Genomic DNA, 13,150 nt, shown 5'->3' with positions numbered 1-13,150 from the left:
TCAGCGTCCATCGATCGCGATCTCCCTACGGTCGCCGATGATCCCCTGGGGACGGAAGATCATCAGCAGCATGATGGCCAGCCCCAGCATGATGTAGCGGATCACACTGGCCTGGGTGTCGGTCATGATCACCGTCGGGATCCATCCGCCCTTACCCGCCGACTGGCTGAAGAACGAGCCTAGCCCCGCAATCAGGAACCAGAACAGGACGGAGCCGATGACCGGGCCCATCACTCGGCCCGCGCCGCCGAGGAGCAGCGCGGCGAAGGCGTAGAAGGTCAGCAGCGTGGAGTAGTCGCTCGGCACGACCGAGGCCTGCTTGAGGGCCAGGAACATGCCGCCCAGACCACCGATGACACCACCGAGGGCGAGGGCCTGCATCTTGTACGCGAACACGTTCTTGCCCAGCGAGCGGACCGCGTCCTCGTCCTCACGGATCGAGCGGAGCACACGGCCCCACGGGCTGCGCATCAGCGCCCACACCAGCAGGCAGCACAGCGCGACCAGGATCCAGCCGACGGTCAGCGACCACAGGTCGTTGCGCCCGAAGGAGATGAACCCCAGGTCGAGGCCGCTGCTGTAGGGGTTGGCCTCCTGGAACGGCCTGGCGTATCCGTTGAGCCCGTTGGAGCCACCGAAGGTGTCCTTCATCTCCACCGAGCCGAAGACGAACCGCAGCACCTCGGCTGCGGCGATGGTCACGATCGCCAGATAGTCGGCGCGCAGACGCAGCGTCGGCACACCCAGGACCACGGCGAGCAGCAGCGGGGCCACGATCGCCATGACGATACCGAGCCAGAACGGCGCCCCGTAGGTGACCACGGAGACGGCCAGACCATAGGCGCCCACCGCGACGAACCCGGCCTGGCCGAAGTTGAGCAGCCCGGTGTAGCCGAAGTGGATGTTGAGGCCGATGGCGGCCAGGGCGAAGACGATTGCCTGCGGGCCGAGTGCCTGCTGCAACGCTGCCCGGAGAATGTCGAGAATATCCATTGTCTCTCCTACCCGAGCCGCTCTTTACGACCCAGGATGCCCTGGGGCCGCACCAGCAGGATCACGATCATGATCAGCAGCGGGCCGATCTCCTTGATCGAGGCGGGTACGCCGAACAGCGGCCCGAGCTCGTAGACGAGCCCGATCACCAGCGAGCCGACGAGAGCGCCCCAGATCGTGCCGAGACCACCGAGGGTGACCGCGGCGAGGATGACCAGCAGGATCCGCATGCCCATGAAGCTGTTCACCTGCAGCTGCATCGCGTAGAGCACACCGGACAGCGCGGTCAGCGCGCCACCGATCACCCACGCGTTGGTGATGACGCCGTCGACCCGGAGGCCGGAGGACGCGGCCAGTGCCGGGTTGTCCGAGACCGCGCGCATCGCCTTGCCCATCCGGCTCTTGGCCAGCCACAGGCAGACCGCGGTGATCGTGATGATCGCGACGAGCACGATGACCACCTCGCGGTCGGCGAGCGAGAGACCGAGGTAGTACCAGTGCTGCTCACGCTGCTGGCCGTTGTACTGCGACAGCGACCGGGTCGAGGAGCCGTAGAAGTACTGGAACAGGTAGCGCAGGAAGATCGCCAGACCGATCGAGACGATCATCATCGCGATCAGGCCGGTGCCGCGCCGGCGCAGCGGGCCCCACAGGATCTTCTCCTGTGCGAAGCCACCCAGGCCACCGAGGAGGACCGCGATGATGCCGGCGAGGAGCACCGAGACCGAGGCCAGGGCGCCGGTCTTGAAGACCTGGTCGAAGGTCCATGCCATCAACGCACCGAAGGTGAGCATCTCACCGTGGGCGAAGTTGGACAGGCCGGTCGTGCCGAAGATCAGCGAGAACCCGAGGGCGGCCAGGCACAGGACCAGGGCGAACACGATGCCCGCGCGCAGGTTCTGGGCGAGGTCCTTGCCGAAGTTCGACTCCTCACCGGCGGTTACCCCGATCGGGAAGATCGCCCGGTTGTTGGGCCCCTGGAAACGTACCTGGACGGTGGCTTCGCCCTTGGTGTCCTCGTCGAGGACCGTGCCTTCCGGGAGGGTCTTCTCGTCGAGGGTCACGGTGTACTTCCCGAGCTCCTCGACGACGATGATCGCCACACCCTTGTCGTCGGTGACGCCCTCACCGGCCTTCTCGCCGTCCTTGCTGACCTCGAGGGTCACTCCCGGGATCGGTTTCGGATTGCCTTGGGCATCCTTGTTGGCCTCGTCCTGAAGCGTCACCTGGATCGCGGTGGCGTCCGGCGGTGGGGTCTCGGTTGCCTGTGCGGCACCCGGGCTCCCAACCAACAGCACCATCAGCGCACCGATGAGCGCGACGAGGACTCTGTAGAGCCGCTTGCGCACGTGGGTACTCCTGCCTGTGTGTCCTAAAGACGGACCCTGACACCAGCTGAATACGCTGGTCGGCCGGATCCGCGCGGGCAGTCTAGGCCGAGATCACCCACGAACAAGCCACAGGTTGACCCTCATTGGAGACCGCAACCGATCTGTGACGTGCCGTTTACACGGATTCAGGTACGTGGGCCGCTCACGCCGTGCTCGATGACGCCCTCTGCGACCTGGCGCATCGACAGCCGCAGGTCCATCGCGGTCTTCTGGATCCACCGGAAAGCGTCGGGCTCGCTCAGCGTCAGACCCTCCTGCAGGATCCCCTTCGCCCGGTCGACCGCCTTGCGGGTCTCCAGCCGGTCGGTCAGACCGGCGACCTCCCGCTCGAGCTGGGCGAGCTCCTGGAAACGGCTCACCGCCAGCTCGATCGCCGGCACCAGGTCGGTGATGTTGAACGGCTTGACGAGGTACGCCATCGCGCCCGCGTCGCGGGCCCGCTCCACCAGGTCGCGCTGGGAGAACGCGGTCAGCATGACGACCGGCGCGATCCGGTCGCGCGCGATCGCCTCCGCCGCCGCGATCCCGTCGAGCACCGGCATCTTGACGTCGAGGATCACCAGGTCGGGTCTGTGCTCGGTCGCGAGCTCGATCGCGGCCTTGCCGTCGCCCGCCTCACCGACGACGTCGTAACCCTCCTCGGTGAGCATCTCCTTGAGGTCCATCCTGATCAGGACCTCGTCCTCCGCGATGACGACCGTACGCCGCGCCTGGCTCTCCGGGGTGCTGCTGGGGTTGCTCTGCGTCACGAGCACAGACTAGGCCATCGGAGGCACGTCCCGGTGCAGTGATTCCGCCCACGGTCCGGTAGATTTCTTCTCGATCCAGCCGGATTGGCGGAACGGCATACGCTGCGGTCTCAAACACCGTTGCCCGAAAGGGCTTGTGGGTTCGAATCCCACATCCGGCACCAAAATTGTCGGTGGCCACGCTCATGATGCTCGTATGCCCCACGTACGTCCCCAGTCCGTCGTCGACAGTGCACTGCGCTGCTCCGACGAGGGGATGCGCGACGCAGACAATGCGGCGAAGCACGGCGTTGCGATCAAGACGATCCGTCGATGGCGCCGGCTCTACCAACGTCGCGGGATCGTCCGCGGCCAGACCCATCTCGCGCCGCCATGTCCACGATGCGACGGGGCCGACCTTGATGAAGAGGCGTACTCCGAGCTTCTTGGCTGGTATCTCGGGGACGGACACATCAGCGAAGGCCGGCGCGGTGTGTTCAATCTGCACATCATCAACGACCGGAAGTACCCCGACATCAACGAGCGCCTCGCGGTGCTGATGGCTCGGCTCAAACCCGGCGGTCGTCCACATACTCGCCTCGTGCCCGGGGCTGTGATCACCACGATCTCGTGGAAACACCTCCCCTGCCTGTTTCCTCAACTCGGCCCCGGCCGCAAACACGAGCGCCCCATCGCCCTGGAGGACTGGCAGAAGGAGATCGTGACGGCTCATCCCGGACCGTTCCTACGCGGGCTGTTCCACTCTGACGGATGCCGGGTGAACAACTGGGCGACTCGTGTCGTCGCGGGCGAGAAGAAGCGCTACGCGTACGGTCGGTGGCAGTTCGTCAACCATTCCGACGACATCCGCGACCTCTGCACCTGGGCGCTCGATCTGGTCGGCATCCCGTGGCGCCGGTCCTCCTGGAAGACGATCAGCGTCTCGCGCCGCGAGGCAGTCGCCGAGCTCGACCGCCTCATCGGCCCGAAGAGCTAGCCCTTGCGCTCGTAGGCCGGCGCGACCTCGTTGATCGCGTCGCCGATGCGGTGGATGCGCAGCGCGTTGGTGGAGCCGGGGATGCCGGGAGGCGAGCCGGCGATGATGACGACGAGCTCGCCCTCCTCGACACGGCCGAGCTTGAGCAGGTTCTCGTCGACCTGTCGGACCATCTCGTCGGTGTGCTCGACCTCGTCGGTGCGGAAGGTCTCGGTGCCCCAGCTGAGCGCGAGCTGGCTGCGTACGGCATCGGAGGGGGTGAAGGCGAGCAACGGGATCGCGCCGCGCAGGCGGGAGAGGCGGCGGGCGGAGTCACCGGAGGTGGTGAAGGCGACCAGGTATTTCGCGCCGACCCGGTCGGCGACCTCGGCGGCGGCCTTGGCGATGACGCCGGAGCGAGTGTGCGGGTCCCAGTCGATGGGGCTGAGCTCGGCGGCGCGGCTGCCTTCCGAGGAGAGGGCGTGGCGCTCGGTGGCGGCGATGATGCGGGCCATCGTCTCGACGGTGTGGATCGGATAGTCCCCCACGCTCGTCTCGGCGGAGAGCATCACTGCGTCGGCGCCGTCGAGGACGGCGTTGGCGACGTCGTTGGCCTCGGCGCGGGTAGGCGCCGGGTTGGAGATCATCGAGTCGAGCATCTGGGTGGCGACGATGACCGGCTTGGCGTTGAGACGGGCCAGCTCGATGATCCGCTTCTGCAGGAACGGGACCTCCTCGAGCGGGCACTCCACGCCGAGGTCTCCACGGGCCACCATGAACATGTCGAACGCGGCGATGACCTCGTCAAGGTTGTCGATCGCCTGCGGCTTCTCGATCTTGGCGATGACCGGGACGACGCGCCCCTCCTCGTCCATGATCTTGCGGACGTCCTCGTAGTCCCTGGCGTTGCGTACGAAGCTGAGCGCGACCATGTCGACGCCGAGCTTGAGCGCGAACCGGAGGTCCTCCTCGTCCTTCTCGGACAGAGCCGGCACGGAGACGGCGACACCGGGCAGATTGATGCCCTTGTTGTTCGAGACCGGCCCGCCGACCAGCACCTCGGTGTGGACCTCGGTGTCGTCGACCGCGGTGACCCGCAGGCGCAGCTTGCCGTCGTCGATCAGGATCGGGTCGCCGACCTTCACGTCACCGGGAAGGCCCTTGTACGTCGTCCCGCAGATCTCGTCGTCACCCTGCACGTCGCGCGTGGTGATCGTCCAGGCCTGGCCGCGGCGTAGCGTCGCGGAGCCCTCCTTGAACCGCTCCAGCCGGATCTTGGGCCCCTGCAGGTCGGCGAAGATGCCGACGCTGTGCCCGCTCGCGGCGGCCGCCTCCCGCACCAGCGCGTAGTTGCTGGAGTGGTCGTCGTGGGACCCGTGGCTCATGTTCATCCGGGCGACGTCCATGCCTGCGTAGACGAGCTCGCGGATGCGACGCTCCGTCCCGACGGCGGGTCCCAGGGTGCAGACGATCTTCGCTCTTCTCACGGGAGCCCAGACTACCCCTCTGGAACGTTCAAACCAGCACCCGGACCTCGTCCTGATCAGGCCGTTCATCCAAGGTTTACGCCGTGGCCCGGGTCAGACGTGGTCGCCCCACGCTGGGCCCGGCGTGAGGTCGCCATCGGCTAGCCCCTCCCCGCAGGCGCGGGCAATGGAGGTGTGCCACAAACTCAGTGCCACAAGTGTGTACGAACGCTGTCGGATCCTCCGATCCGATGGCTGAGACCCGACTGGCCCGACACCTCCGAGATGGAGGTGCCGGGCCAGTGGTCGGCACGCCGTTGTGCCTCAGCCTGGGGTCTCAGACCATCAGCTGCCGGTCCGTCGGACGGATCGGCGCGGGCAGGTTGGTCGAGCCGGTGAGGTAGGTGTCGACGGCGGCCGCGGCGGCGCGGCCCTCGGCGATCGCCCACACGATCAGCGACTGTCCGCGACCCGCGTCGCCGGCGACGTACACGCCGGGGACGGAGGTGGCGAAGGAGTCGTCGCGGGCGACGTTGCCGCGAGCGTCGTACTCCACACCCAGCTGGGTGAGGAGGCCGTCCTTCTCCGGGCCGGTGAAGCCCATGGCCAGCAGCACGAGGTCGGCGGGGATCTCCTTCTCGGTCCCCTCCTTCTCGGTCAGCTTGCCGTCGATGAACTCGACCTCGACGAGCTTCAGAGCGCGTACGCGGCCGTCCTCGGTGCCGAGGAACTCCTTGGTGGAGACGGCGTAGACCCGCTCGCCACCCTCCTCGTGCGCGGACGCAACCCGGTAGGTCATCGGGTAGGTCGGCCACGGCTGGCCCTCGGGGCGCTCCTCCGGCGGACGCGGCATGATCTCCAGCTGGGTGATCGACTCCGCGCCCTGGCGGATCGCGGTGCCGAGGCAGTCGGCGCCGGTGTCACCGCCACCGATGATGACCACGTGCTTGCCCTCGGCCAGGATCTGGTCGGGGACCGCCTCACCGAGCGAGGCCCGGTTGGACTGCGGCAGGTACTCCATCGCCTGGTGGATCCCGTCGAGCTCACGCCCGGGGACCGGCAGGTCGCGGCCGACGGTCGAGCCGTTGGCCAGCACGATGGCGTCGTAGCGGTCCCGGAGCTGCGCGCCGGTGATGTCGGTGCCGACGTCGACGCCCGGGCGGAAGACCGTGCCCTCGCGACGCATCTGCGCCAGGCGCTGGTCGACCTGCGACTTCTCCATCTTGAACTCGGGGATGCCGTAGCGCAGCAGCCCACCGATCTTGTCGGCCCGCTCGTAGACGGCCACGGTGTGGCCCGAGCGGGTGAGCTGCTGGGCGGCGGCCAGGCCCGCGGGACCGGAGCCGATGACGGCGACCGCCTTGCCGGAGAGCCACTCGGGCGGCTGCGGCTTGACGTGGCCCGCGTCCCAGGCCTTGTCGATGATCGCGACCTCGATGTTCTTGATGGTCACCGCGGGCTGGTTGATGCCCAGCACGCAGGCGGCCTCGCACGGAGCCGGGCACAGACGACCGGTGAACTCGGGGAAGTTGTTGGTCGCGTGCAGACGCTCCGAGGCGCCCTCCCAGTCGTTGCGCCAGACCAGGTCGTTCCACTCGGGGATGATGTTGCCGAGCGGGCAGCCCTGGTGACAGAACGGGATGCCGCAGTCCATGCAGCGCGAGGCCTGGGTGTTGATGATCGGCAGCAGGGTCTTGCCGATCTTGCCCGGGTAGACCTCGTGCCAGTCCTTGACACGCTCCTCGACAGGACGCCGGGTCGCGACCTCACGGCCGTTCTTCAGAAAACCCTTCGGGTCAGCCATGGAGGACCTCCATAATCCGAGCTGCGGCCTCGTCCTCGTCGAGACCCTCCTCGAGGGCCTCCTCCTGGGCTTCGAGCACGCGCTTGTAGTCACTGGGCATGACCTGCGTGAAGCGGGTCGATGAGTTCGGCCAGTCGGCCAGGAGCGCCTCGGCCACGGCCGAGCCGGTCTCCTCGAGGTGGTCGCGGACCAGTTGCTCGAGCTCGGCGGCGTACTTCTCCTCGACGCCGGTGGCCTCGACCAGCTCGCCGTTGAGCCGCTGCTGCTGGAAGTCGAGGACCCAGGCGATGCCGCCGGACATGCCGGCCGCGAAGTTGCGCCCCGTCGGGCCGAGCACGACGACACGACCACCGGTCATGTACTCGCAGCCGTGGTCGCCGACACCCTCGGTGACGATGCTGGCACCCGAGTTGCGGACCGCGGCCCGCTCCCCCACGCCTCCGCGGATGTGGATCCGCCCGCTGGTGGCGCCATAGGCCAGCGTGTTGCCGGCGATGATGTGCTCCTCGGCGCGGAACCCGGCCGTACGCTCCGGGCGGATGACCACCCGGCCGCCGGAGAGGCCCTTGCCGACGTAGTCGTTGGCGTCGCCCTCCAGGCGCAGCGTCAGCCCCTTGGGGATGAACGCGCCGAAGGACTGGCCCGCGGAGCCGGTGAAGGTGAGGTCGATCGTGCCCTCGGGCAGACCCTCACCGCGGTAGCGCTTGGTGATCTCGTGACCGAGGATCGTGCCGACGGTGCGGTTGACGTTGCGGATCGGCAGCTGGGCGCGTACGGGCTCGCCGCGCTCGAGCGCCGGTGCCGCGAGCGGCAGCAGCTCGTTGACGTCGAGCGACTTCTCCAGACCGTGGTCCTGGCCCTTGGTGTTGTAGAGGGCCTGGTCGGAGAACTGCTGCGGCGACTCCACGCGGGTGAAGATCGGCGACAGGTCGAGCCCGGAGGCCTTCCAGTGGTCGATCGCGTCGCGGGCGTCGAGCGCCTCGGCGTGGCCGACGGCCTCGTCGAGGCTCCGGAAGCCGAGCTCGGCGAGGAGCTCACGGACCTCCTCGGCGATGTAGCGCATGAAGTTGACGACGTACTCCGCCTTGCCGGTGAACCGCTCCCGCAGGACCGGGTTCTGGGTGGCGACGCCGACCGGGCAGGTGTCGAGGTGGCAGACCCGCATCATCACGCAGCCGGAGACGACCAGCGGCGCGGTGGCGAAGCCGAACTCCTCGGCCCCGAGCAGCGCGGCGATGACCACGTCGCGGCCGGTCTTGAGCTGACCGTCGGTCTGCACCACGATCCGGTCGCGCAGGCCGTTGAGGAGCAGCGTCTGCTGCGCCTCGGCGAGGCCGAGCTCCCAGGGACCGCCGGCGTGCTTGAGGCTCGTCAGCGGGGACGCGCCGGTGCCGCCGTCGTGACCGGAGATCAGCACGACGTCCGCGTGGGCCTTGGAGACACCCGCGGCGACGGTGCCGACACCGACCTCGGCCACGAGCTTCACGTGGACGCGAGCGCTCGGGTTGGCGTTCTTGAGGTCGTGGATCAGCTGAGCCAGGTCCTCGATGGAGTAGATGTCGTGGTGCGGCGGCGGGGAGATGAGGCCCACGCCCGGCGTCGAGTGACGCGTCTTGGCCACCCACGGGTAGACCTTGTGGCCGGGCAGCTGGCCGCCCTCACCGGGCTTGGCGCCCTGGGCCATCTTGATCTGGATGTCGTCGGCGTTGGTCAGGTATTCGCTGGTGACACCGAAGCGTCCCGAGGCGACCTGCTTGATCGACGAGCGGCGCTTGGGGTCGTAGAGACGATCCGGGTCCTCGCCGCCCTCACCGGTGTTGGACTTGCCGCCGAGGATGTTCATCGCGACGGCGAGCGTCTCGTGAGCCTCCTGGGAGATCGATCCGTACGACATCGCGCCGGTCGAGAAGCGCTTGACGATCGCCTCGACGGGTTCGACCTCGTCGATCGAGATCTTCTGGCGACCCAGCTCCTCGGCGCTCTTGAGCTTGAAGAGCCCGCGCAGCGTCATCAGCCGCTCCGACTGCTCGTTGACGCGGTCGGTGTACTGCTTGAAGACGTCGTAGCGGCCGCTGCGGGTGGCGTGCTGGAGCCGGAAGACGGTCTCCGGGTCGAACAGGTGCGGCTCGCCCTCGCGGCGCCACTGGTACTCGCCGCCGATGGGCAGCGCGCGGTGGGCGTTGGCGACGCCGTCGCGCGGGTAGGCGGTGGCGTGCCGCTTCGCGACCTCCTCGGCGATCACGTCGAGGCCGATGCCGCCGAGCTTGGAGGTGGTGCCGGTGAAGTAGCGGTCCACGACCTCCTTCGACAGGCCGACGGCCTCGAAGATCTGCGCGCCGGTGTAGGAGGCGACGGTGGAGACGCCGATCTTCGACATCACCTTGAGGACACCCTTGCCGAGCGCCTTGATCGTGTTGGCCATCGCCTTCTCGGCGTCGGCCTTCACGTAGTAGCCCTCGTAGGCGAGGTCCTCGACGGACTCGACCGCGAGGTAGGGGTTGACCGCGGCGGCGCCGTAGCCGATCAGCAGGGCCACGTGGTGGACCTCGCGTACGTCTCCGGCCTCGATCAGCAGGCCGACCTGCGAGCGGGTGCGCTCGCGGACCAGGTGGTGGTGGACGGCACCGGTCAGGAGCAGCGACGGGATCGGCGCCATCTCCTGGGTGGAGTGGCGGTCGGAGAGGACGATGATCCGCGCGCCGTCCTCGATCGCCTGGGACACCTCGGCCGCGATCTCGTCCAGGCGGGAGCGGAGCGCCTCCGCGCCGCCGTCGACCTCGTAGAGGCCGCGGACGATGTGGACCGCGAAGCCCGGCATGTCGCCGTCACGGTTGATGTGACGGATCTTGGCCAGGTCGTCGTTGGAGATGACCGGGAACGGCAGCACGATCTGACGACACGAGGCCGGACCCGGGTTGAGCAGGTTGGACTCGGCGCCGATGGTGCCGTTGAGGCTGGTGACGAGCTCCTCGCGGATCGCGTCCAGCGGCGGGTTGGTGACCTGTGCGAAGAGCTGGGCGAAGTAGTCGAACAGCATCCGCGGCTTGTCGCTCAGGGCCGCGATCGGGCTGTCGGTGCCCATCGAGCCGATCGGCTCGGCGCCGGTGTTGGCCATCGGCGCGAGCAGGATCCGGAGCTCCTCCTCGGTGTAGCCGAAGACCTGCTGACGGCGGGTGACGCTCGCGTGGGTGTGGACGATGTGCTCGCGCTCGGGGATGTCGTCGAGGCGTACGAGACCGGCGTGGAGCCACTCGTCGTAGGGGTGCTCGGCGGCGAGCTCGGACTTGATCTCGTCGTCCTCGATGATGCGGTGCTCCGCGGTGTCGACGAGGAACATCTTGCCCGGCTGGACGCGGCCCTTGCGGACGACGGTGGCGGGGTCGATGTCGTCGAGCACCCCGGCCTCGGAGCCGAGCACCACGAGTCCGTCCTCGGTGACCCAGTAGCGGGAGGGACGCAGGCCGTTGCGGTCGAGGACCGCGCCGATCTGGGTGCCGTCGGTGAAGACCACCGACGCGGGGCCGTCCCAGGGCTCCATCAGCGAGGAGTGGAACTCGTAGAACGCCTTGCGGGCGGGGTCCATCTCCTCGTGCTTCTCCCACGCCTCCGGGATCATCATCAGCATGGCGTGCGGCAGGCTGCGGCCGGCCAGGTGGAGCAGCTCGAGGACCTCGTCGAAGGAGGCCGAGTCGGAGGCGCCCTCGGTGCAGATCGGGAAGAGCCGCTCGAGGTCGCCGGGGATCAGCTCGGACTCGAGCAGCGACTCGCGGGCCTTCATCCAGTTGCGGTTGCCCATGACGGTGTTGATCTCGCCGTTGTGGGCGATGAACCGGAACGGGTGGCTCAGCGGCCAGCTCGGGAAGGTGTTGGTCGAGAACCGGCTGTGGACGACGGCGATCGCCGAGGCGACCCGCTCGTCGACCAGGTCGGGGAACACCTCGGCCAGCTGGGGCGTGGTGAGCATGCCCTTGTAGACGATGGTGCGGCTCGACAGCGACGGGAAGTAGACGTCGGTCTCCTTCTCCGCACGCTTGCGCAGGCAGAAGGAGAGCCGCTCCAGGGCCAGGCCCGTGACGCGCTGCTTGGCGCCGGCCACGAAGAGCTGACGGAAGGTCGGCATGACCGCGAGGGCGGTGGCGCCCAGGGAGTCGGGGTTGACCGGTACGTCACGCCACCCGAGGACCTCGAGGCCCTCCTCGGTCGCGATCTCCTCGACCATCTTCACGGTGCGCTCGACCTGGTCGGCGTCGCCGGGGATGAAGGCGGTGCCGACGGCGTAGGCGCGCTCGGCCGGAAGGTCGAAGTCGACGACCTCACGCAGGAAGGCGTCGGGGACCTGCAGCAGGATCCCGGCGCCGTCGCCAGAGTTGGTCTCGGCGCCGGCGGCGCCGCGGTGGTCGAGATTCACCAGGGCACGGATGCCCTGCTTCACGATGTCGTGGCTGGCCACGCCGGTCAGCGTCGCAACCATGGCGACGCCGCAGGCGTCCTTCTCGAACCGAGGGTCGTAGAGGCCCTGGGGGGATGGATACGAGTGCTCGTACGGCACCGGGATCTCCCGTCTGTCCGGGCTCAGGCACGCACCGACCGACGCAGCCCAATAGCCCCGGTTCTCTGACTCTGCTTCGAGTCGAGTCCGGAGCGGGGGATGTCTGCGACAGGTGCGCGCGCCCTTGCGGGGATGAAACTGGCAATCTGCAGGGGACAGCGTTGGCCCGCGCGAGTGCGGCTAGGTTACCACTGTGTCACGCGTAGGTTGCGAACGAGGGTCCATCGGCGGACACCCTCCCGCGAGGCGCTACGTTGCGCCTAATATCTGCGTCTGATCAGGCCTTTGTCGAGGATTCCTCGTCGTCGGTCCCGTTGTCGGCGGCGTTGCCGTCAGTGTCGCTCGCGGGTTCGTTATCGGTGTCGTCGTCGACGTCGTTCGCCGGGGCCTTGGCAGGATCGCTGTAGACCTCCTCCTCGAGGGTACCCCGGCCGGTGAAGGTGGCGTACGCCCACCATGCGGCCGCGAGCACGAACAGGATGATCGACATCCACTCGCTCCAGCGCAGGCCGAGCACGTTGACCAGCTGCACGTTGTCGATGCGCAGGGTCTCGATCATGCCGCGGCCGAGGCAGTAGGCCATCACGTAGAGGGCGACCACACGGCCGCCGCCCAGACGCAGCTTCTTCTGCAGGTAGACGATCACGAAGAAGGCGAGGATGTCCCAGCAGAACTCGTAGAGGAACGTCGGGTGGAAGGTGGTGCCGACCGGGAACTGGCTGGGTCCGTCGGGGTAGCGCGACGGGTCGATCTCCAGGCCCCAGGGCAGGTCGGTGGGCCTGCCGAAGAGCTCTTGGTTGAACCAGTTGCCCCAGCGGCCGATGCCCATCGCGAGCAGGCAGGTCGGGGCGATCGTGTCCAGCAGCGGGACGATCTTGATGCCCTTCTGCTTGGCGCCGATGATCGCGCCCACCGCGCCGAGCGCGATCGCGCCCCACACCCCGAGCCCGCCGCGCCAGATGTAGAGCGCCTCGATCGGGTTGGCCCCGTCACCGAAGTAGAGCTGCCAGTCGGTCATGACGTGGTAGATCCGGCCGCCGACCAGACCGAACGGAACCGCCCACAGCGCGATGTCCTGGATGTCGCCGGCCCGCCCGCCACGGGCCTGCCAGCGCCGCTCGGAGACCCAGACGGCGACGATGATGCCGAGGATGATCGCGAAGGCGTAGCCGCGCAACGGGACCGGCCCGAGCCAGAGCACGCCTTCGGCGGGGCTGGGGATGGACATCGGGAGGATCATGCG

8 protein-coding genes and 1 tRNA gene are annotated in these 13,150 nt (G+C 68.1%); 2 read left to right on the top strand and 7 right to left on the bottom strand.

From position 1 onward, the window contains the following. From ACIO3S_RS23870 to ACIO3S_RS23860, 3 genes are all read right to left on the bottom strand, one after another. Entirely contained in the window at nt 1-993 is a 993-nt protein-coding gene (locus ACIO3S_RS23870) for a branched-chain amino acid ABC transporter permease (protein WP_160024276.1), read from the bottom strand. 8 nt (nt 994-1,001) lie between these two features. Next, a complete protein-coding gene (locus ACIO3S_RS23865) occupies nt 1,002-2,342 on the bottom strand; it encodes a hypothetical protein (RefSeq protein ID WP_400468145.1) in 1,341 nt (446 codons plus the stop codon). Between the two features lie 167 nt (nt 2,343-2,509). Further along, nucleotides 2,510-3,139 carry a response regulator gene (locus ACIO3S_RS23860; protein WP_160024278.1) on the bottom strand — a complete coding sequence of 210 codons (630 nt, stop codon included), beginning with the start codon at nt 3,137-3,139 and terminating at the stop codon, nt 2,510-2,512. Between the two features lie 72 nt (nt 3,140-3,211). Between ACIO3S_RS23860 and ACIO3S_RS23855 the strand changes: the two genes are divergently transcribed. Both ACIO3S_RS23855 and ACIO3S_RS23850 read left to right on the top strand, forming a co-directional pair. Beyond that, nucleotides 3,212-3,297: transfer RNA gene (locus tag ACIO3S_RS23855), tRNA-Leu, on the top strand. A gap of 32 nt (nt 3,298-3,329) precedes the next feature. Beyond that, complete coding sequence (locus ACIO3S_RS23850; RefSeq protein WP_400468143.1) at nt 3,330-4,109, top strand: transcriptional regulator; 780 nt, start codon at nt 3,330-3,332, stop codon at nt 4,107-4,109. Here ACIO3S_RS23850 and pyk read toward each other — a convergent pair. The 4 genes from pyk to lgt all read right to left on the bottom strand — a co-directional run bounded on the left by pyk (nt 4,106) and on the right by lgt (nt 13,135). Then, a complete protein-coding gene (gene pyk / locus ACIO3S_RS23845; protein ID WP_400468141.1) occupies nt 4,106-5,575 on the bottom strand; it encodes a pyruvate kinase in 1,470 nt (489 codons plus the stop codon). The genes ACIO3S_RS23850 and pyk overlap by 4 nt on opposite strands. 316 nt (nt 5,576-5,891) lie before the next feature. Next, on the bottom strand, nt 5,892-7,358 hold the full coding sequence (locus tag ACIO3S_RS23840; protein WP_160024281.1) for a glutamate synthase subunit beta: 1,467 nt from the start codon (nt 7,356-7,358) through the stop codon (nt 5,892-5,894). Continuing rightward, nucleotides 7,351-11,907 carry a glutamate synthase large subunit gene (gene gltB, locus ACIO3S_RS23835; RefSeq protein ID WP_400468140.1) on the bottom strand — a complete coding sequence of 1,519 codons (4,557 nt, stop codon included), beginning with the start codon at nt 11,905-11,907 and terminating at the stop codon, nt 7,351-7,353. Before gltB ends, ACIO3S_RS23840 begins: the two co-directional genes overlap by 8 nt. 277 nt (nt 11,908-12,184) lie before the next feature. Beyond that, nucleotides 12,185-13,135 (bottom strand): prolipoprotein diacylglyceryl transferase, encoded by a 951-nt coding sequence (lgt, locus tag ACIO3S_RS23830; RefSeq protein ID WP_400468139.1) that lies wholly within the window; start codon nt 13,133-13,135, stop codon nt 12,185-12,187. Nucleotides 13,136-13,150: the final 15 nt, after the last annotated feature.

It is taken from the genome of Nocardioides sp. NPDC087217, assembly GCF_044744805.1.
Taxonomy (GTDB): domain Bacteria; phylum Actinomycetota; class Actinomycetes; order Propionibacteriales; family Nocardioidaceae; genus Nocardioides.
The sequence above is the reverse complement of the archived record's forward strand: the minus strand, read 5'-3'. Positions and strand labels throughout refer to the sequence as shown.